General features: G+C 58.1%; 20 protein-coding genes. 14 read left to right on the forward strand and 6 right to left on the reverse strand.

What is annotated here, in order from left to right; genetic code table 11:
- The first annotated feature begins 24 nt into the window (after positions 1-24).
- The 9 genes from PSES9_RS25230 to PSES9_RS0106820 all read left to right on the forward strand — a co-directional run bounded on the left by PSES9_RS25230 (position 25) and on the right by PSES9_RS0106820 (position 9595).
- A complete protein-coding gene (locus PSES9_RS25230; protein ID WP_238530372.1) occupies positions 25-219 on the forward strand; it encodes a hypothetical protein in 195 nt (64 codons plus the stop codon).
- 36 nt (positions 220-255) lie between these two features.
- Positions 256-933 (forward strand): amino acid ABC transporter permease, encoded by a 678-nt coding sequence (locus PSES9_RS0106785; protein ID WP_010485358.1) that lies wholly within the window; start codon positions 256-258, stop codon positions 931-933.
- Positions 930-1664: an amino acid ABC transporter ATP-binding protein gene (locus tag PSES9_RS0106790; RefSeq protein ID WP_010485360.1), complete on the forward strand. Its 735-nt coding sequence runs from the start codon at positions 930-932 to the stop codon at positions 1662-1664. Before PSES9_RS0106785 ends, PSES9_RS0106790 begins: the two co-directional genes overlap by 4 nt.
- 19 nt (positions 1665-1683) lie before the next feature.
- Positions 1684-2931, forward strand: coding sequence for a cysteine desulfurase-like protein (locus PSES9_RS0106795; RefSeq protein WP_010485362.1), 1248 nt, complete (start codon positions 1684-1686; stop codon positions 2929-2931).
- A gap of 21 nt (positions 2932-2952) precedes the next feature.
- Positions 2953-3813, forward strand: a complete 861-nt coding sequence (locus PSES9_RS0106800; protein WP_010485364.1) for a MurR/RpiR family transcriptional regulator — start codon at positions 2953-2955, stop codon at positions 3811-3813.
- Between the two features lie 45 nt (positions 3814-3858).
- A complete protein-coding gene (locus PSES9_RS0106805; RefSeq protein ID WP_010485366.1) occupies positions 3859-4770 on the forward strand; it encodes an allantoinase PuuE in 912 nt (303 codons plus the stop codon).
- Positions 4771-4873: 103 nt separating this feature from the next.
- A complete protein-coding gene (hydA, locus tag PSES9_RS0106810) occupies positions 4874-6310 on the forward strand; it encodes a dihydropyrimidinase (RefSeq protein ID WP_010485369.1) in 1437 nt (478 codons plus the stop codon).
- A complete protein-coding gene (locus tag PSES9_RS0106815) occupies positions 6307-7053 on the forward strand; it encodes a fumarylacetoacetate hydrolase family protein (RefSeq protein ID WP_010485372.1) in 747 nt (248 codons plus the stop codon). The genes hydA and PSES9_RS0106815 overlap by 4 nt, the downstream gene beginning before the upstream one ends.
- A gap of 115 nt (positions 7054-7168) precedes the next feature.
- A complete protein-coding gene (locus PSES9_RS0106820; RefSeq protein WP_010485373.1) occupies positions 7169-9595 on the forward strand; it encodes a glucose/quinate/shikimate family membrane-bound PQQ-dependent dehydrogenase in 2427 nt (808 codons plus the stop codon).
- 119 nt (positions 9596-9714) lie between these two features.
- Here PSES9_RS0106820 and PSES9_RS0106825 read toward each other — a convergent pair whose 3' ends face one another.
- On the reverse strand, positions 9715-10752 hold the full coding sequence (locus PSES9_RS0106825; RefSeq protein ID WP_010485375.1) for an AraC family transcriptional regulator: 1038 nt from the start codon (positions 10750-10752) through the stop codon (positions 9715-9717).
- Positions 10753-10761: 9 nt separating this feature from the next.
- On the reverse strand, positions 10762-11679 hold the full coding sequence (locus tag PSES9_RS0106830; protein ID WP_010485376.1) for a GGDEF domain-containing protein: 918 nt from the start codon (positions 11677-11679) through the stop codon (positions 10762-10764).
- A gap of 325 nt (positions 11680-12004) precedes the next feature.
- Here PSES9_RS0106830 and PSES9_RS0106835 point away from each other — a divergent pair, with 325 nt between their 5' ends.
- The 5 genes from PSES9_RS0106835 to PSES9_RS0106860 all read left to right on the forward strand — a co-directional run bounded on the left by PSES9_RS0106835 (position 12005) and on the right by PSES9_RS0106860 (position 18639).
- Positions 12005-14521 (forward strand): TonB-dependent receptor, encoded by a 2517-nt coding sequence (locus tag PSES9_RS0106835; protein ID WP_010485379.1) that lies wholly within the window; start codon positions 12005-12007, stop codon positions 14519-14521.
- Between the two features lie 83 nt (positions 14522-14604).
- Positions 14605-16542, forward strand: a complete 1938-nt coding sequence (locus tag PSES9_RS0106840) for a phytase (RefSeq protein ID WP_010485381.1) — start codon at positions 14605-14607, stop codon at positions 16540-16542.
- Between the two features lie 135 nt (positions 16543-16677).
- On the forward strand, positions 16678-17385 hold the full coding sequence (tolQ, locus tag PSES9_RS0106850) for a protein TolQ (RefSeq protein ID WP_010485383.1): 708 nt from the start codon (positions 16678-16680) through the stop codon (positions 17383-17385).
- A gap of 10 nt (positions 17386-17395) precedes the next feature.
- Positions 17396-17839, forward strand: a complete 444-nt coding sequence (gene tolR / locus PSES9_RS0106855) for a protein TolR (protein ID WP_010485384.1) — start codon at positions 17396-17398, stop codon at positions 17837-17839.
- Positions 17836-18639 carry an energy transducer TonB gene (locus tag PSES9_RS0106860; RefSeq protein ID WP_010485386.1) on the forward strand — a complete coding sequence of 268 codons (804 nt, stop codon included), beginning with the start codon at positions 17836-17838 and terminating at the stop codon, positions 18637-18639. Before tolR ends, PSES9_RS0106860 begins: the two co-directional genes overlap by 4 nt.
- Before the next feature lie 195 nt (positions 18640-18834).
- On the opposite strand, the gene PSES9_RS0106865 is transcribed toward PSES9_RS0106860, so the two are convergent.
- The 4 genes from PSES9_RS0106865 to PSES9_RS0106880 form a co-directional block, all read right to left on the reverse strand.
- The gene (locus tag PSES9_RS0106865; protein WP_010485388.1) at positions 18835-19758 is read right to left on the reverse strand and encodes an MBL fold metallo-hydrolase; all 924 of its coding nucleotides are present in this window, start codon (positions 19756-19758) and stop codon (positions 18835-18837) included.
- Between the two features lie 86 nt (positions 19759-19844).
- Positions 19845-20681, reverse strand: a complete 837-nt coding sequence (locus PSES9_RS0106870) for an alpha/beta fold hydrolase (RefSeq protein WP_010485389.1) — start codon at positions 20679-20681, stop codon at positions 19845-19847.
- Positions 20682-20833: 152 nt separating this feature from the next.
- A complete protein-coding gene (locus PSES9_RS0106875) occupies positions 20834-21100 on the reverse strand; it encodes a hypothetical protein (RefSeq protein WP_010485391.1) in 267 nt (88 codons plus the stop codon).
- 62 nt (positions 21101-21162) lie between these two features.
- Positions 21163-22365 carry an NAD(P)/FAD-dependent oxidoreductase gene (locus PSES9_RS0106880; RefSeq protein ID WP_010485394.1) on the reverse strand — a complete coding sequence of 401 codons (1203 nt, stop codon included), beginning with the start codon at positions 22363-22365 and terminating at the stop codon, positions 21163-21165.
- Positions 22366-22412: the final 47 nt, after the last annotated feature.

Genomic DNA, 22412 nt, shown 5'->3' on the forward strand with positions numbered 1-22412 from the left:
AGCAAGGACAAGCCGCAGTACGCCGTGGTCGCACGTATTCCAACGGGCGAAAAATATTCATTGATGCACGCGAAGAACTGGTCCGAGAGCGCCAAGGTCAACGACATCATCAGCACCATGAAGAAAGAAGGCGTGATCGCCGACCTGCACAAGAAATGGTTTGGTGCTGAAGCCGCAGCTGATTCGAGCACGGTGATGGTGACTGACGTACCAAAGTAATCACTCGATCAACCGTTCACGAGCAAGGTGCTTTCTATGGAGCTGTTACATACATTCTTCAACTGGAGCGTATTTGTCGATGCGCTGCCACTGATGCTTCGCGGCCTTGGCGTGACGGTGCTGTTGGGTGTGGTCAGTATCATTCTCGGGTTGGTTGGCGGCTTGCTGCTGGCGATGTTGCGCCTCTATGCCTTCGCGCCGATTCGCTGGCTGGCGCGGGCCTATATTGATGTCTTGCGTTCGATTCCCCTGCTGGTTCTGCTGGTGTTGATCTACTACGCATTGCCCTTTGTGGGGATTCGCCTGTCGTCATTCGCGGCCGCAGCGGCAGCTTTGTCGCTGGTGTCGTGCGCCTATTCGGCTGAGATTTTTCGTTCCGGCATCGAAGCCATTCCACGGGGCCAGTTCGAGGCTGCGGCGTCACAAGGCATGAGCTTTTTCAACACCATGCGCGACGTGATCCTGCCGCAGGCCATGCGTATTGTCATGCCGCCCATGACCAGCAACTGCATCAACGTGATGAAAGACACCGCGCTGGCATCGGTGGTGGCCATGCCTGACTTGCTCAAGCAGGCAACGCAAGCCCAGGCGCTGGCGGCTAATCCGACGCCCTTGGTGGGGGCCGCGGTGATGTATCTGTTGCTGCTCTTGCCGCTGGTGCAAATGGTCAGTTGGATAGAGCGGCGCAATGCTGCCGGGGGTAAAAGCGCATGAGCAGCCTGATCGAAATCGAGCACATGAATAAGTTCTACGGCCAGTTCCAGGCCTTGAGCGACATCAACATGACTGTTGAACAAGGCGAAGTGGTGGTCATCCTGGGGCCGTCCGGATCTGGGAAGTCCACGCTGATTCGTTGCATCAACCTGCTGGAGGCTTATCAGGAAGGTGAGATCCGGGTTGCCGACCAGCGTGTGGAAAACGGTCCCAATCTCGCGAGCATTCGCTGCGAAGTGGGGATGGTGTTTCAGAATTTCAATCTTTATCCCCATCTCACGGTGCTGGCCAATGTTGCCCTGGCGCCGGTGCGGGTGCGCGGCATGTCGCGGCGCAGTGCCAATGACCGTGCGCGTGCGCTGCTGGAGAAAGTCGGCATGGCCGCCCACGCCGAGAAATACCCAAGCCAGCTGTCCGGCGGCCAACAGCAGCGTGTAGCCATTGCGCGGACCATGGCCATGGAGCCACGCGTGATCCTGTTTGACGAACCCACCTCCGCGCTTGATCCGGAGATGGTCGGTGAAGTGCTTGATGTGATGCAAAACCTGGCGCGTTCGGGCGTGACCATGATCGTGGTCACCCATGAAATGGGTTTTGCGCGTAAGGTCGCCGACCGGGTGATCTTCATGGAGAGCGGCAGAATCATCGAACAGAACAAGCCGCAGGAATTTTTCACCGCCCCGCAAGAGCCGAGAACCCAGGCTTTTCTGCAGGCGATTCTGCATCACTGATACTTTCGGGAGACTTATTTTGACTTTGCTCGATATCAATTACGTTCGCAGCCAGTTCCCCGCCCTGGCCGATGGCTATGCCTATCTCGATAACGCAGGTGGTTCGGCCGTACTCAAGCCGGTTGCCGATCGTATCAGCCAGTACCTGCTCAACCATGCGGTGCAGCTTGGCGCCTCATATGAGCCCTCGGTGCAGGCTGGCGCCAAGGTGATGGAGGCGCGTGAGTCGGTTGCGCAACTAATCAATGCCTACCACCCCGAAGAGTGTGTAATGGGCGGCTCGACCACCCATCTGCTGCAAATTCTCACGCGTGCGATTGCACCTTCGATCAAGCCCGGCGATGAAGTCATCGTCACCCACAGCGACCATGAAGCCAATATCGGCCCCTGGCAGCGCTTGTGCGAGGAGCGCGATGCCGTGCTGCGCGTGTGGCATGTCGATGCACAAACCCTGGAGCTGGAACTGGCTGACCTGGATGCCTTGCTCAGCCCGAAAACCCGGTATGTGGCCATGACCCATGCCTCGAACATCCTGGGCAGCGTCAATCCCGTGGCCGAGGTCGCGCGTCGTGTGCATCAGGTCGGGGCTAAGCTATGCGTCGATGCGGTGGCTTACGCGCCACACCGCTTGGTCGATGTCCAGGCCAGTGGCGCCGACTACTACGTATTCAGCTTCTATAAAGTCTTTGGCCCCCACTTCGCCGTGCTCTGGGGCAAGCGTGAGTTGCTTCTGGAACTGCCAAGCCTCAACCACTTCTTCATCGGGCGCGACGTGCTGCCCTACAAGCTCCAACCCGGCAACCTCAACTATGAGCTGTCGTACGGTTGCATCGGTATCAGTGATTACCTGGTCGATATTGGCCGTCGCCTGGGGGCTCAAGGCAGTGAGCGCGAACTCATGCAGGCGGCATTTGATGCCTTTGAGGTCCAGGAGAATCTTCTGGCTGAAACCCTGCTGGCTTATCTGCGAGAGGCACCGGGCGTGCGTATCATCGGCAAGAGCCAGGTGACCAATGGTGACCGGGTGCCGACCATCAGTTTTGTCGTCGAAGGCGTGCAGTCCGAAGCCATAGTGCGGCGCATTGACCCGGCACGCATTGGTATTCGTTTTGGCGATTTCTACGCGCGTCACCTGATCAACGAACTGGGCCTGGCACAACAAGGCGGGGTGGTGCGCGTATCTATTGCACACTACAACACCGTCGAAGAAATGACCCGGTTAGTGGCCTGTTTGAGTGAGGCTATTGCCGAGCTGCGCCCATCCTGATTTTTACCGAGCGACCTGCCTATGTCACTGCCACAAACCCTGGATGAACTGCGCTCAGCCATCGCGCTGGGACAGGACAAACTCACCAGCCGGATGCGCGATGCCGCCCATTACCTGATCGAGCATCCCCACGATGCTGCCCTCAATACATTGGCGGCGCTGGCCAAGCGTTCGGCGATTCCTGCATCGGCATATATTCGCCTGGCGCAAGCATTGGGCTACGGCGGCTTTAGCGACCTGCAGCGGCTGTTCAAGGCACCGTTGGAAAAGGCAGGGCAGGGCAGCTTCAAGGAGCGCATCCGACATTACCGTGGCGAGCAACTGCTGGATGACCCAAGGGATGTTGGCGCCATGCTGTCTGCCTTCAGCCAGGCCAATATCGTTTCGCTCGAGCACTTGGCCGAAGGCCAGCAAGTGCAGGCTCTGGAGCAGTCCATCGCATTGCTGCAAAAGGCGCGCACCACCTTTGTGGTGGGCATGCGCAGGTCGTTCCCGATGGCGGCTTACTTGAGCTATGCCTTGAGCCGGGTGGGGCGCCGTGCCGTGCATATCAGTGGTTTGGGCGGCAGCCTGCGCGAGCAGGTCGGTGCATTGCATGCCGATGATGTCCTGGTGGCCGTGAGTTTCCCGCCCTACGCCCAGGAGACGATTGATGCCTGCCAGCAGGCATTGGCTGCCGGCACGCCAATCGTGGCGATCACCGACAGCATTCTCAGCCCGATAGGCCAATGTGCTTCGGTGATGATCGAGGTCAACGATGCTGAGTTGCTCGGCTTTCGTTCACTTACCGCAGCATTTTGTGTTGCCCAGACACTGGCCATGGGCTTGGCGTTTGGCGATGGCCAGACCGACCACGAAGCCTTGAAAGAGATTGATTGCTGAGCCTGTGTGGCTGAGTAATTTGCCAAACCTGTAGGAGAATTTTCCATGGCGTTACCCCTTCGAGATCTGGTTGGTTATGGTCAGCAGCGTCCGCTAGGTACCTGGCCCAACGGTGCGCGACTGGCCATCAGTGTGGTGATCAACTACGAGGAAGGCTCCGAGCGCTCGCTGGCCATGGGCGACTCCGATCAGGAGAGCATGACCGAGTGGGGCAGTTATCAATTTCCTGAGGGGGTGCGTAACCTGGCGATGGAGTCGATGTATGAATACGGCTCCCGCGTCGGTATCTGGCGGATTCTGCAGATTCTGCAACAGGCAGATGTACCGGCCACTTTCCATGCCTGCGCCCTGGCGTTCGAGCAAAACCCGGATGTTGCCAAGGCGGCCGTCGCCCTGGGCCCTGAAGTGTGCAGCCATGGTTATCGCTGGGAAGAGCTGTTTCGCCTCAGCGAAGAACAGGAGCGCGAGCATATTCGCTTGGCCATAGAGTCTTTCCAGCGCACCTGCGGCAAGCGCCCGGTGGGCTGGTATTGCCGCTACGGAGCCAGCGTGCGCACGCGGCGCCTGGTCGCCGAGGAAGCGGGATTCCTGTATGACTCCGACGCCTACAACGATGATGTGCCTTACTTTGTCGAGGTCGAGGGCAAGCGCCATCTGGTGGTGCCTTACACCAGCGATGTGAATGACTTCCGCTACTGGAACTCGCCCGGTCTTTCGCAAGCCTCTGACTTTCTTGAGTACATGAAGGAAAGTTTCGAGGTACTGCACGAAGAGTCCGCCGATGGCCTGCGCATGATGTCCATCGGTTTACACCCGCGCATGGTGGGACGGCCAGGGCGCGTGCGCGCGCTGAAAAAATTCATTGAATACGCCCAGGGCCACGAAGGCGTCTGGTTCGCCACCCGCGAACAGATCGCCCAGGCCTGGCTGGAGCGCGACGCTGCCACCACGCGCTGAATCAGTTTTATCCGAGGTGTTGGCAACTTCACCTCGCATTTCATACTCGCGCCACAGTTGATGAGTTGAAAGCTGCTGCGCGGCGCTTTTCATGAGGCCTGATATGCAAGCTTTCGACACTGTCATTCGCAACGCCCGTGTGGTTACCGCCGCGGACACCTTTAGTAGTGATATTGGTATTCGCGATGGGCGTATCACCGCGCTGGCGCTGGATTTGCCTGCTGGCCTGCACGAAATCGACGCTGCCGGCCGTCATGTCACGCCGGGCGGCGTCGACAGCCACGTGCATCTGGACCAGCCGACCGGCGACGGTTCATTGATGGCGGATGACTTTTTCAGCGGCACGGTCTCAGCTGCATGCGGGGGCACCACCACGGTGATTCCGTTCGCCTGCCAGCAAAAGGGTGAATCGCTGCGTGCCGCAGTGGATGATTATCACCGCCGTGCAGGCAACAAGCCGGTGATCGATTATGCCTTTCACTTGATAGTGACAGATCCAACGCCTGAGGTATTGCGTGAAGAGCTGCCAGCACTGATTGCCGAAGGCTACACCTCGTTCAAGATCTACATGACCTATGACGCGCTCAAGCTGGGCGACCGCGAAATTCTCGAAACCCTGTCGGTGGCACGGCGCGAAGGTGCAATGGTCATGCTGCATGCCGAGAACAGCGATTGTATCGCCTGGCTGACCGAGCGCTTGCTGGCTGCTGGCCTGAGTGCGCCGAAGTACCATGCGACATCGCGGCCAATGCTGGTCGAACGTGAAGCTACGCATCGTGCAATTGCCCTGGCCGAACTGGTTGATGTGCCGATTCTTATCGTCCATGTCTCGGGGCGCGAGGCGGTTGAGCAAATCCGCTGGGCACAAAGCCAGGGGTTGAAGGTCTACGCGGAAACCTGCCCGCAGTACCTGTTTCTGACGGCTGACTCCCTGGGCTGTGATGACAGCTTTGAAGGGGCTAAATGTATTTGCAGCCCGCCGCCTCGGGATGCCGCCAATCAACAAGTCATCTGGGATGGGCTGGAAAATGGTGCGTTCGAGATATTCTCTTCCGATCACGCGCCCTTTCGCTTCGACGGGCCGGACGGCAAGAAAGCCCATGGCGAAAACATCTCGTTCGACCAGGTTGCCAATGGTATTCCCGGTGTTGAAACGCGCATGGCCTTGCTCTGGTCCGAAGGCGTACGCAGTGGCCGTATCACTGCGCAGAGCTTTGTTGCGCTGACCTCAACCAATGCGGCGAAGATGTATGGCCTGTACCCGCGCAAAGGCAGCATTGCTATCGGCGCCGATGCTGATTTGGTTATTTGGGATGAAGGCCAGCGAGTCGACTTGCGCAATGAACTGCTGCATCACAATGTCGATTACACACCCTATGCAGGCATGCAATTGAGCGCCTGGCCCGCGATGACCTTGTCCCGTGGCGAGGTGGTGTGGGATGTTGAGCCACGTGGCGCAGCAGGACGGGGACAGTTTATGCGCTGCGACAGACCCGCGCCCGCGCAATTGCGGCGGCGCAAGACGGAATTACCTTTATGAATATGGTTGAACAGGTTGCCGCACGCTTGATTGAGGCTTGGCATACGGGCCAGCGCCAATCACATGGGGGCCTGGTGCTGGAAAGTGAAGCTCAAGCCTATGCCGTACAACAGTGCGTCGCTGATGCGCTCGGCTGGTTCAGCCAGGAGCCGGCCCGGGCCTGGAAGCTGGGTGGCAGCCCCGATAGTTTTATCAGCGCGGCAGGCGTACCTGCTGACGCCGTCCACTCTTCGGGTTGGCAGGCGCCGTCCGGTTATTGCAACGGTTTCGGCATTGAGGGCGAGTTGATCGTGCGGCTGCGTTGCGATCTTGATCAACATACCGATCTGGAAATGGCTTATCGCGCGATTGATGCGTGGTTGCCGGGCATCGAGCTTTGCGATACGCGCTGGCTCAGCGCTGAGCACGCAGACCCCTTGTTGCGTCTGGCTGACCAGCAATCAAACCGCGCCCTTATCATCGGCGAACCATGCTCGCTGGAAGCGCCGTTTGATTGGCCGGGGCAAACAGCCGAGGTTCGGATCAATGGTGTTTCTCAACAAGTGAGCACGGGCAGCCACCCATTCGCTGAACCGCTTAACTCGCTCCCCTGGCTGGCAAGGCATGCTGCGCTGCAAGGCAATCCGCTACGGGCCGGAGACCTGGTCGCGACTGGCAGTTGGACCGGGATCTGCTGGGCGCCGCCTTCGGCCCGGGTCGAAGTTAAGTTTGCGGGCTTGGGTTCGGTCACTTTTTCAACCTGATCCGAATTGATGCTTTTTTATTGACCAAAGCCGCGCGGGCCGTGGCTTGCGGGTGGGTAGCACCTCACTTAACCTGTTTGTATCTATCTTCAAAACAGGTCAAGGAGTGAGCCCGATGAACCCAAAACAAGCACCCGTTCCAGCAGTGATGAATTGCTGGTTTTATTTGATTGGCTTGGTGCTGGTTGTCAGTGGCGCATTTTTTTCCATCACCGGCGGCCAGCTGATCGCGCTTGGCGGCAGTTGGTATTTTTTAAGCGCCGGGGTTCTGATGCTGATCTCGGGCGTGCTGTTTTTCATGCGCCGTACCGCCGGAGCCTGGCTCTATGTGCTGGTATTTCTAGGCACCCTGGTATGGGCCCTGCTCGATGCCGGGCTGGAATTCTGGCCACTGGTTTCAAGGCTGATGTTCAACGGCGTGCTGCTGTTTGCGGTGGTGGTTTCGATCCCCATGCTGCGCCGCCTGCAGGGCAAGCCCGAGCTGCGTGGCCCGGCCTACGGCTTTTCCCTGGTTACGCTTGGCTGTCTGGTTGCAACTGTCCCCTTGATTTTCAAGCCGCACATGCCGTTTCAGGCGTCTGGGCAGTTGCCGTTGCAAGCAGTGAACCCGCACCAGGATCAAAAGAACTGGGACAATTACGGCAATACGCCGGGCGGCAGCCGAATTGTCGCGCTGGACCAAATTACTCGCGATAACGTTAAGGACCTGAAAGTTGCCTGGACTTACCGCACCGGCGATATCCCGCAAAGCGACGGCAATGGCGCAGAAGACCAACTGACACCGCTGCAGGTTGGCGACAAGCTATTCCTCTGTACCCCGCACAACAATGTCATTGCAGTGAATGCCGACACCGGCAAAGAGCTTTGGAAGAATGAAATCAACGCCAAGTCTTCGGTGTGGATGCGCTGCCGTGGCCTCGCGTATTTCGACGACAGCAAGCCATTGGTGCAGCCGGATGCCAACAACGCGACTCCAGTGCCAGCGGCTCAAGTAGCCAGCGGTGCTGCATGTATGCGTCGAATCCTGATGAACACCATCGATGCTCGTCTGATTGCCCTGGATGCCGATACCGGTGAGTTCTGTCCTGATTTTGGCAAGGATGGGCAGGTTGACCTGCTTGCCGGTCTGGGTGATGCCAAGGACCCGAGCTATGTATTGACCTCGGCGCCAACCCTGGCTGGAACCACGGTGGTCGTGGGTGGACGCGTAGCCGATAACGTCAGTACCGATATGCCCGGCGGTGTTATTCGCGGTTTTGATGTGATCACCGGTGCCATGCGCTGGGCGTTCGACCCGGGTGCGCAAGACCCAAACAAAACCCTTGAGGCTGGGGAAACTTATGCGCGCAGCAGCCCGAACTCCTGGGCGGCCATGTCGTACGATCCGCAGTCAAATACGGTGTTTATACCGATGGGCAGCTCCTCGGTTGATCTATGGGGCGCTAATCGCACAGAACTTGACCACAAATATGCCACCTCGGTTTTAGCGGTGGACGGCACCACGGGCAAAGAAAAATGGACCTACCAGACCGTACATAACGACTTGTGGGATTTTGACTTGCCAATGCAGCCGTCGCTGATTGATTTTCCGGGTAAGAACGGTAAAACCACCCCAGCGGTGGTGATCGGCACCAAAGCCGGGCAGATCTTTGTCCTCGATCGTGCCACCGGCAAGCCGCTGACCGAGGTCAAGGAAGTACCGGTCAAGCGCAGCAATATCCCCAATGAGCAGTATTCCGATACCCAGCCACGCTCAGTCGGCATGCCGCAAATCGGTGCCCAGACCCTGACTGAGTCCGACATGTGGGGCGCAACACCATTCGACCAAGTGATGTGCCGCATTGCATTCAAGTCGATGCGTTATGAGGGGTTGTACACGGCTCCAGGCACCGACCTGTCATTGAGCTTCCCGGGTTCTCTGGGCGGCATGAACTGGGGCAGTATTTCCACTGATCCGGTCAATGACTACATCTTCGTCAATGACATGCGTCTGGGCCTGTGGATCCAGATGGTCAAGGCAGACCCGCAAAGCACCGCTGTCAATACTGGGGGGGAGAGCGTCAACACTGGCATGGGCGTTGTGCCCATGAAAGGCACGCCCTATGCGGTGAACAAAAACCGCTTTATGTCGGCCTTGGGTGTTTCTTGTCAGAAGCCACCTTTTGGTACGCTCACTGCAATTGATATGAAGACCCGGAAAATCGTTTGGCAGGCTCCTGTGGGCACTGTCGAAGATACCGGCCCGTTGGGCATCCGCATGCGCCTGCCGATCCCGGTTGGCTTGCCAACCTTGGGCGGCACCCTGAGCACTCAGGGCGGCTTGGTGTTTATCGCCGGCACCCAGGATTATTACCTGCGTGCTTTCGACAGCTCGACCGGCAAGGAAGTCTGGAAGGCGCGCCTGCCTGTCGGTAGCCAAGGTGGGGCTATCAGCTATAAGTCACCTAAAACAGGCAAGCAATATGTAGTCATCTCGGCAGGTTGCGCGCGCCAGTCCCCGGACCGGGGCGATTACGTGATTGCGTATTCGCTGGATAAGTAACCTGAGCTGAAACCAGCAGGTAAGAAAAGCGCCCGTCGGCGCTTTTTTTACGGTTGATGACTAAGCATCCGAGCTAGGTTGAGTGACCTGTTTGCAAGAACACCGCCCGCAGCTTCAGGCTAATCGCACGGCCAGAGTTGGCGCAGCGCGCTCGGGGCGAGTCCAGTCCAGCGCTTGAATGAGCGCCGTAAGTTGGTGGAATCGTGGAACTGCAGGTAAGCAGCTACTTCTTCATTGCTTTGACCCTTGATCTGATAGAGATACAGGGCCATATGTTTACGCGCCAAATCCAGTTGTTCTTGAAAATGGGTGCCGTGCCTATGCAGCTTGCGTTTCAGTGTTGAGGGGCTCATGCCAAACGCTAGCGCGACGTTTTCCAGTTGTGGCTGGTGCCGCAGGTTCGCCAACAGATGGCGATAAAGGTGGTCGAGCAGGCTGGCATCGAACCCCAGTTCCAGCAGCTGCTGCATGCTTTGTTGCTGGGCTGCTTGGCCGGCCGTTGGCGCGGCTGCAGGCCAAGGCTGGTGCAGATATTCTCGCGGCAGGCTGAGCAGATCCACAGGCGCGTCGAAGCGTACATCCTCACCCAGGTTGACCCAGTATTGTTCAACTTGGCGCGGCCTGGTTTGAGCAATACTGACTTTCCACGGCAGTGGCGCACCGGCCAACCAGCGGCTAATGGCCAGCAAGGCGGTCATTGCCGAATCCACCAGAAACCGCTGCTGCGCCCCTGCGCCGCAAGTGTCCAGCCAATAGACGTAGACATTTTGCTCATCGAGCAGCACCCGTGGGCTGAGTAATGGGCTGATCAGGGCACGGTAGCGACACACAATATCCAGCGCTTGGCTCAAGTCTGCTGCATGCTGCAAGGCATGGCTGGCGGCGCCGTAGTAACCGGGTAACAGACGTTGGCCAAAGAGAAAACGGGTGTCTGCGGCGGCCAGCAGGCGTTCGCTGTTGTCTATCAGTTGCAGGAATTGCTGAGCACATAGGCGAGGCTTGCCAGCCTGCAGATCTTCATGGAACAAACCGGTGCCGCGTAACAATCGGTGGCTGTCGATGCCCCGTGACAGGGCCAGGTCGACCAGCACCGCAGGTTGCCAGTGGCCAGGAATAAAACGGTTGTCGTTCTCGTACCAAGTGGCCTTGAGGGTCATGGTTTTACCTCAAGCACTGCGCGCATAGAGCGCTGGTTTTGCATGCGCCAGTGCTTGATTGAGGCGCTGCAACAAGCTTTCTGCGTCGTCCTGCAGGGCCATTACGCAGGCCACGCTGGCGCGCAATTGCAAGCGCTCGCCGTGCGCGCGGGCCTTGTGCGCGAAGTGCTCAACACTCAGGCGCAAGTCCTCGGCCAGCTGCTGTGCCTGGCGTTCGCCGGTGTGCGGCAGCATGACCACGAAGCGATCACCGGCCAAGCGACAGAGCAAGTCCTGATGGCGCAGGTTAAGCACTAACAACTGACTCAGGGCTTGTAGTACACGGTCGCCCTCGGCATGGCCATGCAGATGATTGATCCGGCTGAAGTTATCGAGATCGAGGATCACAAGTGACAAGGGCTGTTGTGCGCTACGTGCCTGACAAAGAGCCTGGTCCAAGTGCTGGCGCAGGTACTCGGCGGTGTTTAATGGGGTTAGCGAATCGAAAAAGCGGTGTTCGCGGAACAGTCGTTCACGCTTTTCCATTTGCGCGCTAATCGCTAGCTGCTCACGGTGCCAGTGATAGATGCCCAGTGTCAGCAGGAGCAGGCCAAATGGCATAGGCGCTGACTCCATCCAGTGATCCCAGACGATGCTGTCAGGAAGGCGGATAAATTCGTCTAGGGTATCGACCCACCAAGAAAAAAACACCAGCCCCAGGCCCATGGCCAAGAAGCTGGTAACCCGTCCCGCAGGACGACTCTTGAGTACCAGTCCTAACCAGGTCAGGCACAGCAGCGTCGAGCCGCCCTCGCCAAGGATGTCCAGCCAGACCCATTCGCTCATCGGCTTTATATGGCCGGCAGCAAGGTGCAACAGCAGCGCAAGGTTTGTGGCGAGCAAGAGTACGACCAGTTTCAGGCGATGCAGTTTGAGCAAGGTGGTCATGGGCGCAGCGTCCAGGTGGCTAAGCCTGCAGCACAACAGAGTCTTGTTACTAAATGGTTGCAATGGGGGAGGTCAGTTTGGCTCAGTTGGACGCGCAATTTTTTAGATAAAAGTGGTTCTACCTCCGCTACGAAGCGGGTTTGCGCATCAGGGCTGAGCCGTTCACCTCGACAAGGCCAGGTCATTTCGGCTCAAAACCCCGGACAAACCCCGTGTTTAGGGGCTTGTGCTGCTGGCCTGTCATCTAACTGTCACGCCGCACTTCTAGCTTGCGCTGCAGATCGCCGGGCAATACCCGGCCAGCAGGCTTATCTGGGAGAGCAGTATGCATAAGCACCAACTCAATGCCCGTCGCGTCGGTTTTCATATCAGTGCTTTGGCGCTGGCTGTGGCCATCACTCCGTTGTGGGCTAGCGAGGCCGAGCACGTCAATGTGGTCGGTCAGGCCGCTAGTCTGGACCAGGCCCTAAAAGAGCAGCGCCGCGCGGATCAAATTGAGAGTGTTGTGCATGCCGATGGCGTGGCGCAACTGCCTGACCAGAACGCCGCGGAAGCCGTGCAGCGCCTGCCTGGCGTTTCTGTTGAGCGTGATCAGGGCGAGGGACGTTTTGTCAGCGTACGTGGCTTGGGGCCAGATCTTAACAGTGTGACCATCAACGGTACGCTGGTTCCGTCGCCAGACAGTGATCGCCGAGCCGTTGCGCTCGATGTATTGCCGGCAGAACTGGTGCAGTCGCTGTCGGTGGTCAAGACGTTGACACCTGATATGGACGCCAACTCCCTGGGTGGCACCATTGAGGTCGAGAGCCTGTCTGCATTCGACCATAAAGGCCTGTTCTACCCGGGTACTGGCGAGGCCAGCTACGACGATAAAACCGAACAGACCAGTCCGAAATTTTCTGGTGCCATCAGCGACCTGTTCAGCCTGGGCGGTGGTGTGGATAACTTTGGCGTGGCCGCGGCCTTAAGCGTGCAGCAACGTGACTTTGGCTCAGACAATGTCGAGACCGGTGGCGATTGGGATTTCTCCGATGGCGACCGGTTGCAGCAGTTTGAGCAGCGTGATTACGACATTCGTCGCGAGCGCAGCGGCCTGGGGCTGAACTTCGACTATCGACCAGACGACTACTCAAGCTACTACTTGCGCACGCTCTACAGCCGCTTCAAAGACACCGAAACGCGCAACGCCGCCGGGGTTGAGTTTGCCGACGCGCAGCTTGCTGGCGAACAGGGCGAGGCTGAGGGCTGGCGCGAGTTGAAGGACCGGGAAGAAACTCAGGAAATCCAGTCGTATGTGTTTGGTGGCGAACGTTTTATTGGCCAGTGGACGCTGCAAGCCCAGGCGGGCTACAGCAAGGCCAACCAAGATACACCCGGGCATATAGGGGGCGCAGTATTTGAAGGTCTTGATGATTTCGCCGACAGCGGTTTTAGCAACACGAAAAAGCCGCGGTTTACCATCGGCGACGACTTCTACGACCCGAGTAATTTTGCGCTCGATGAAGTCGAGTGGGCCGAAGAAAACACCAAGGATACCGAGAAAAATATCAAGCTCGACATAGCCCGTGACTACGACCTGGCAGGTAATGCCGCGCAAGTTAAATTCGGCGGCAAGCTCAGCCGTCGCGACAAGGACAACGACACCAACATCTGGACTTATGAAGACCTTGGCGACTTCGGTTTCAGCGATGCGCAACTGAATATGGACGCGTTCAGCAAAGGTGATGTCGACTACAGCCTGGATCGGTTTGGCCCTGGCTTGTCAGCAGGGAGGATTGAAGACCTGATCTCGGGCCTGGATCGCAATAGCTTCTATAACGAGGAGGAATCGCGGGTTAATGACTTCAAAATGAGCGAAGACATTGACTCGGCGTACCTGATGCACAGCCTCGACATCGACGACTTGAGCGTGATTGTTGGTGTGCGTTATGAAGGCACTAAGTTCGATGCCAAAGGCACGGGCCTGCGCGATGGCAACTATGAAGCCATCAAGTCGAAGAATGAGTACCACAACTGGTTGCCTGGCCTGCACCTACGCTACCAACTGGATAAGGATACCCAATTGCGCAGCGCTATTACCCATTCGGTGGTGCGCCCGACCTTCGGCCAGTTGGCGCCAGGCTTCGTGATTGATGGTGATGAAGCCAGCTTTGGTAATCCTGAGCTTGATCCGCTGGAGTCTCGTAACTTCGACCTGGGTATCGAACATTACCTGGGCCGGGCTGGGGTGGTGTCGGCGTTCCTGTTTTACAAAGACATCGACAACTTCGTCTACAACGCTGACCTGTCGGGCACCGGAGCCTGGCTTGATTTTGCCGAGGCCAATACCTTCGCCAACGGAGACAGCGCTGATCTTTACGGCCTTGAGCTGGCCTACTCGCAAAAATTCGATTGGCTTCCTGCGCCCTGGAACGGTTTGCTGATGGGCGCCAACGCCACGTTCAGCCGCTCTGAGGCGACCATTACCGGTAGCGATGCAGCAACGGGTGGAAGCCGTTCGCGGGACATCGACTTGCCGTTTCAGTCGGACACCATTGGCAACCTGATGCTCGGATGGGAAGACGAAAAGCTTAGCCTGCGCCTGTCTGCCAACTACAAATCCGACTACCTGTACGAAGTGGCGAGCATCAACGACAAGGCCCACGACCAGCATGTGGATGATCAGGTCTTTGTCGACTTCAGCGCGGGTTACTTCCTGACCAAAGGCCTGCAGTTGCGCTTTGAAGCGCAGAACATCACCGACGAAAACTACTACGTCTATACCGGCAGCCGTTCCTACAACGCGCAGTACGAAGAGTACGGCCCAACCTACAAGCTCGGCCTGACCTACACCAACTTCTGATGCGCTGTCTCTGGCCCGGTGTGGCTGATTCCCACCGCTCGCCTTAAAACATCGCCAAGCTTTATCACAAGGACTTTTTTTCAATGAACGCGTTGTTTACTCGCTCTCTGTTAGTCGCCGCTCTGTCCCTGACGGGTTGCGATCAGATGCCCTCTCAAGTCCTGGCGGCTGATGCCAGCGTGGTACTTAGCCCTTGGAATGAGTTGCCTCAGATTGAGGCCGAAACACTGCGCTTCGTCCCGGCCGAGACAACGGCGGGTGCTGATCTGTTTATCGCCGCCAGTGAAAGCCGTGGCCTGCTTGTGCTTGATGGCAAAGGTGCGGAACTGGCCCGCTTGCCCGGTAATTACTCGGCCCTGGACAGCCGCAAGGCGGGTGACAGCCTGATTGTCGCCAGCATCAATAACAGCACCCAGCAAGCGACATTGGTTGGGCTTGATCTACCCGCTCGTAAATGGGGGCACACGCTAGCACTGCCTGCTCGAGATTTTGCCGTAGCCGGGCTGTGTCTTTACCGCGACGAGGCGAACAACCTGTTTCTGTTTCTGGTTGGCGAGGAGGGCCGGGGAGAGCAGTGGCTGGTCGGTACGGCCAATCGCTTGAGTGCCAGTGCCAGACAAGTGCGGCGCTTGCCCCTACCGCCACAGGCGGAATACTGCCAGGCAGATGACAGCGCTGACAGGCTCTTTGTTAACGAAGAAAATCTTGGGCTGTGGGCTTATCCTGCCCACCCCGAGGCGGGTGCCAGTCGTGTGCCCGTCGATATGCGCGCGCCCTATGGTCGGCTAAAAACCAGCGCCGGAGCCATGGCCAGTGTCCCTGGCGGCCTGCTGGTGCTTGATCCTTCCGCCCGAGCGTTACACCTCTATCAACAGCAAGGTGAGCATTGGCGCTCAGTGGGCCCCGTACAGTTGCCCGGCGTGAAAGAGCCTGAGCATATTGCTGTGCAGTCTACCGCAGCGGGTTTGCAGGTACTGCTACAGGATGACGCCAGTGGCCACTTCTATCAGGGCCTGTTGAACTGGCAACCGAGCCCCGTAAGTACTGCACCGGTGTTGCCAAATGTGGCGGCCATAGCTCAGACCGAACCGGTCGGTCGCCAAGGCGATGCGGCAGATGATCCTGCTATTTGGGTGCATCCAACCCAACCGAGCTTGTCGCGAGTACTCGGCACTAACAAGAAGCAGGGGCTGCTTTCCTACGACCTTAACGGCAAGTTGCTGAAAGACCTGCCAGTCGGGCGTCTGAACAATGTCGATCTGCGGGCTGACTTCAGCCTTGCTGGGCGAACGATTGACCTGGCTGTTGCCAGCAACCGCGATAACAACAGTATCAGCCTGTTCGCCATAGACCGTTCCAACGGCACGATTAGCACCGCAGGTGAGATTCCGACACCGCTCAAAGAGATCTACGGCATCTGCTTGTTTCAGCCGCAGCCGGGTGAGTTGTATGCCTTCGCCAACGACAAGGATGGCAGCTTCCTGCAATACCGATTGAGCGATGCCAACGGCAAGTTGGCTGGCAAGCTGGTTCGTCGTTTCGCAGTTGCCAGCCAGCCAGAGGGCTGCGTTGCCGATGATCAGCAGCAACGATTGTTTATCGGTGAGGAGGATGTTGGCGTCTGGGCGGTTGATGCCCGTGCTGATGGCTCCACCGAGCTGAGCTCGGTGCTGGCGGTCGGTGATGTACTCAAAGCCGACGTAGAAGGCCTGGGGCTTTATCAAGCCGCAAAGCACAGTTATCTGCTGGTTTCCAGCCAAGGCAACGACAGCTATGTGGTGCTTGATGCCATGCCTCCTTATGCCATTCGTGGTGCCCTGCGTGTCGGCCTCAATGGGGCGCTGGGTATTGATGGGGCCTCTGAAACCGATGGTCTTGAAGTCACTTCCGCCAACCTTGGCGGCCCATGGAGCAAAGGCATGCTGGTGGTGCAAGACGGCCGCAAGCGCATGCCTGAGACGACCCAGAACTTCAAGTTCGTGGCCTGGAGTCAGGTGGCTGAGGCGTTGCATTTGCAATGACTGTCATCAGTCGGTAATCGCCATGTAATCCAATGGCCAATATTTCACAGCACCGATTTCAGCCGTTGAGGCTGGGGTCAACGGCAGATCGCCGTCGCCATGCATGCGGCGGTGCGTAACAGCAGGAGCATCATCATGCACAGCACTCTCGAACAAATGACCGTCTGGAGCCTGATTGGCGACGCCAGCTTACTGGTCAAGTTGGTCATGCTCATTCTCTTGCTCGCCTCATTGGCGAGTTGGTATCTGATTATCCAGCGCAGTTTGTTGCTTGGGCGCAGTGAGCGGTTGCAGAAAGATTTTCTCAAGCGCTTTCGTCAGCAAAGTGATCTTGGCCAGCTTTACCGTGAAGGTGCAGAACAGGCCGATAGCGACGCTGTGCTCGAGTGTATTTTCCGCGCCGGTTACGGCGAATTTGCCCAGCTTCAACGCAAGGCTGGAGCTACCCCCGAAGCGCTGATTGATGGGGTTGAGCGCGGCATGCTGGTCGCTATTGCCGAGCAGGAAGAGCGCCTGGAAAAGGGCCTGCCGTTCCTGGCCACTGTTGGCTCGGTCAGCCCTTATATCGGGCTCTTCGGCACCGTCTGGGGAATCATGAATTCATTTATCGGCCTGTCACAGGTGCAGCAGGCAACCTTGTCGACCGTTGCGCCTGGGATCGCCGAAGCGTTGATCGCCACAGCCATTGGATTGTTCGCAGCGATCCCTGCGGTAGTTGCATACAATCGTTTTGCCGCCCGTGTAGCTACGCTGAGCTCGCGCTTCTATGCCTTTGGCAACGAGCTGCAGGGTCGTTTACAACGCAAGCTGCAGTCATCGCCGAATCTGTCCCAGGCAGCCTGAGGAGGGCGTTATGCGTAAACCTCACAGCAAGTACGCGGCCAAGGCAGAGATGAATGTGGTGCCTTATATCGACGTGATGCTGGTCCTGCTGGTGATCTTTATGGTGACCGCACCCATGCTCACTCAAGGCGTCAAGGTTGAGTTACCCAAGGTCGCTGCCGAGGCATTGCCCAGCGATAGCCAGCAACAGGTGCTTACCCTCTCGGTACAGGCCGACGGCGGCTACTACTGGAACCTTGGCCCAGACCTGGACATAGACAGCCGGGGCGACAGTGCAGTGGATCTACAGGAGATGACGACCAAGGTTGGCGAACTGCTCGCTGCCCGAGGCGATACTCAGGTGTATATCCGTGCCGACGGTGCTGTCGATTATTCACGCGTGGTCGCCGGCATGGCCGCATTGCAGCAGGGCGGGGTAACCAACCTCGGGTTGATCACCGAGGCGCCACAGTGAGTGCCGTGCTGATGTCCGGCCAAGGTTATAGCCTGTGGACACCGAATGCGCATAACTGGCGTAATTTCACCGCTGCCGGGGTTGCAGTAGGTGTGCATGCCATGGTCTTGGCTTTGTTGCTTGCGCAATGGCCAAGCGATACACCTGATGCGCCCAAGGTACGCACCTTGACCACCCAGCTGATTAGTTTGCCTGCGCCTGCTTTGCCGGACATCAGCCCCCCGCCAGAGCCGGTGGTTGTACCGCCCGTGACGCCTGCTAAACCGATTGAACCGGTCGAAGCACCGAAACCGGATCCACGCATTCAGCAACAGAAGCTGGAGCAAGCTGCATTGGCGCGTAAACGAGTGGCTGAGCAAGAACGCAAGCGCGAACTGCAACGTGAACAACAACGTATTGCCGAGCAGCAGGCGTTGGCACGTCGCGAAGCTGAAGCCCAACAACGCTTGGCCCTGGAGCAGGCGCGTCAGCAGCAGGAAGCGGCTCTCGCGGCTGAGCGTGCACGTCAGGCTGAAGCCGCTGCGGCTGCCAGCCGTCAATACCTGCCAATCTCCAAGGAGGCACCGGATTACCCTGATCGCGCCCTGGACAAGAACATCGAAGGCGACTGCACTGTCAGCTATAGAGTCAATCCTCAAGGTCGAGTGGAGAACCCGCAGGTTATTGGCGATTGCCCCCCGCTATTTGTCCGGCCTTCACCCTCTGCTGCGAAAACCTTTCGCTATCAGCTGCGCGTGGAAAACGGCAAGGCGGTCGCGGGGGGTGGGGTAAAAAATACCTTCCACTACCGTATTGAGTGAGCGCTGGCGTGGGCGCCCTGCATGCGTCGTTCAGTTGCAAGGTCACACAAGGTCTATCCCCTGCAGGGCCACCTTTGGGAACGATGCTGGGGCGTCTACCAAAGGCTGTGCTTTATCATCAGTTCAAGTCGTGTGCAGCCTCCGTCTTGCCGCTACATCCGCAGAAGCGTAGCAGCAAGGCGGAAGCCGGAACCGTCAGTAATCCCAGAAGGCCGCGATCCAGCGGAAACCTTCTCCCTCGATCGCGACCCGGCCGACAGATGGGAATGGCAAGTGCGTTGCCACGAACAGCTCGCCGCTGGCCGCGGCTTCTTGCATCAGGCGCACGCGAACACGCACGGACTCCTCGGGGTCATGTTCAAAACCATTGTGCCAATCGGGGTGTTCGAAGGCGACGGGAAACAAGGCATCCCCAGCAAAGGTCAAGCGCTGGCCGCCGGAGTTGATGTAGACCACGCTGTGCCCGGGTGTGTGGCCGCCTGTAAGCTTGGCCAGCACGCCAGGTGCCACTTGGTATTCATCGTCGAAGGTGCGCACATTGTCCTGGTACTGCTTGATGAATTCAGCGGCAGTCGAACGCAGCACTTCAGGCACGGGTGCCGGCATGGAGGTCAAGGAGAAGTCAGGTGACTTCCAGAACTCGACTTCGGTAGCGGCAACGTGGATGCGGACATCTGGACGCAAGCGGTTCTTCACTTCCTCGACCAGCAGCCCGCCAATATGGTCCATATGCATGTGGGTGATGATAATGTCGGTCACGGAGCCAAGGTCAATACCGGCAGCTTCCAGGCGCTTGGGAAATTGTCCGGCACGCGGAAACCCAGGAAACTGGCCGCCCAGTCCGGCGTCAACCAATATGGTCTGTTCGCCGCTACGCACCACCAGTACGTTCAGTGCCCAGTCGAATGCGTCCGGGCCCAGGAACATGTCTTTGAACCAGGCTGCACGTGCATCCGGGTCCGCGTTGGTGGACATCGTTTCGGTAGGCAGGGGCAGGACGCCCTCGCTCACCACCAGCACGTCAATATCGCCAACCCGTAGGGCGTAGCGCGAAGGTACAAGCTCTTCAAAGCCTGCTTTGCCAGTGATGGCCGGGGTTTGGGTCTGATGCATTGTCATGGTCGTTCTCCATTGCATGGGTGCAGAATCTAAAGTGAAAAATGCGCCCGGCCTGCAGCAGGTAGCGGTTGGGCGCAGCAGCCTGGCTAGCTGCGAATAAACTTCAGCAACTCGGGATTGATGGCATCGGCATTTGTGGTGCACATGCCATGTGGAAACTTTTCAAAGACCTTGAGCGAAGCGTTTTTCAGCAGCTTGCTCGACAGCAGTGCAGAGTCGGCAATGGGCACTATCTGGTCATCGTCGCCGTGCATCACCAGGGTCGGGACGTCGACCAGTCCAAGGTCTTCGGTAAAGTCCGTTTCGGAAAATGCCTTGATGCCGTCGTAGTGAGCCTTGGCCGAACCGTTCATGCCCTGGCGCCACCAGTTTTGAATCATGCCTTGCGAAACGCTGGCGCCTGGGCGGTTAAAACCGTAGAAGGGGCCGCTGGCAACATCCAGGTAGAACTGCGAGCGGTTAGCAGCCAGTTGCTGGCGGAAACCGTCGAAAACCTCGATGTCCAGTCCTCCAGGGTTGGCGGGTGTCTTGAGCATGAGCGGAGGCACTGCGCCGATCAGGATCAGCTTGGCCACGCGCCGTTGTTTTTGCCCATACATGGCGACATAGCGCAATGCTTCACCGCCGCCGGTTGAGTGACCTATATGCACAACGTTGCGTAGATCCAGATGCTCCACTACGGTTGCTGCATCTGCCGCGTAGTGGTTCATGTCGTGGCCGTCGCTTACTTCGGAGGAGCGGCCGTGGCCACGGCGATCATGGGCAATGACCCGATAACCAAGGTTGACGAAGTACAGGGCTTGGTTATCCCAATCGTCACTGCTCAGTGGCCAGCCATGATGAAACATGATGGGCTGGGCGTGCTTGGGGCCCCAGTCCTTGTAGAAAATTTCAACGCCGTCTTGGGTGGTCACTGTGTTCATGGTCATGACTCCTTGGTTGGGTTCTGAAGCGAGGGTTGTGGCGAGTGCGGCGAAGGGCACCGAAGCAAAGGTGGCCAGTGTTGCGGCACTCAAGCCGAGGAGCAGAAAGTCGCGCCGCTCCGGGTTGCTGGGTGCGAAATCCTTGGAATTACTCATTGGGTGCTCCTAGCGAGGGTGCTTGGCCGATGCAGCCGCAGCTTCAGGCGGTAATGGGTTTGCAGGCGCAATACATAGCCGAGCTTGAGCAGCGTTGGCCCCAGGATGGTCATGAGGTGCGCCACGACCAGGACGGTTATCGATAGGTATGCACTCAGGCCGTAGGCCAGCAGCCCACCAATCACCAGCATGGTCATGCCGCAAAACAGCAAGTAACTGGACAGCCTGAGTGCACTCCGGGGAGACTCGAAGAAAGTGAACATAGCCAATGCCCCTCACAGGGTTGCTCGGCGGGCGCCCTTGCGGACGCTCTGTTGAGGGTGTTTCAGGCCACTGGAATCATCGGGTCAGCAGCTGCCAGTGCCGTGGCACGATCCGCAGCTGGCGGGTAGATCCAGATGCTGTTGATCTGGCTCTTGAGCTCCTTGGCCTCGTGCTTGATCAGCTTGACCTGGCGATCCCAGCCTTCGGTGTACACCGCGCCCCAAGCGCCTAGATCAAGGCAGGTAACGTACTTGGGTTGCCGGTAAGGAGTTGGCGCTACGCCGAGCAGCTCTGCGGCAACGTTATTGCCTGCATGACGCCCCAGAGCGATTGCATGCTGGCAGGACATGGCGGCGAAGTTGCCCAGGTCATCGGTGGCGGCATAAGCAACGTCGCCTGCGGCGTAGATATGTTGCTGGCCCCTGACCTTGAGGTTTTCGTCGACATGCAGGCGGCCTTGGGCATCGCGAACGCTGGTCATCTGCTCAGTTAGCTTGCTGGCGCGGAAACCCACAGTCCAGATTGCGGTATGGCTTTCGATATGACGGCCATCCGCCAGGGTTACACCGTTGGCATCCACCGCTGCAACTGTGGCGTTGAGTACCCATTCGATACCAAGGTGATCCGAGGCTTCTACTATGGATGGACGAATTTCATCTCCCATGGCAGCGGCGATCTGCGGACCACGGTCGACGATGATCACGCGAATCGCGGCGTCGTCTCCGAGAATCGCACGTAGGCGGGCGGGCATTTCCGTTGCGGTTTCGATACCGGTAAACCCACCACCGGCGATCACCACCGTGTTACGGGCAATGCTGTCGGGCTGGTCCTTCAAGGATTTAAGGTGCGCTTCAAGGCGTGCGGCCGATTCAATTTCATCCACATCGAAAGCATAGGCATCCAGGCCCGGGACTGGTGGGCGGGACAACTGGCTGCCAGCTGCGAGCACCAGGCGGTCATAGCTCAACACACCCTGGCCGCCATGCTCGTCACGGTAGCCGACCGTTCTGCCGAGTTCATCGAGATGCTCGGCTGTACCTTTGACAAAGCGCACGCCCACAGTGTCGAACAGCGCATCAAGCGGGGCGAACATAGTGTGGACATCGGTTTCGTAGAAGCGTGGACGAATGCGCAGCTCTGCCTGGGGCGCCAACAGTGTGATTTCCACATCGTTACGGTCGTGCATATCCAATAACCGGGCGGCGCTCAATGCACTCCATACACCACCAAACCCCGCGCCGATGACCAATATTTGCTGTTTCATGATTTGTTCCTCAGTAGAAGTGGCCAATGACCCTGAAGCGTTCTTCA

The organism is Pseudomonas sp. S9, assembly GCF_000222125.1.
Taxonomy (GTDB): domain Bacteria; phylum Pseudomonadota; class Gammaproteobacteria; order Pseudomonadales; family Pseudomonadaceae; genus Aquipseudomonas; species Aquipseudomonas segetis.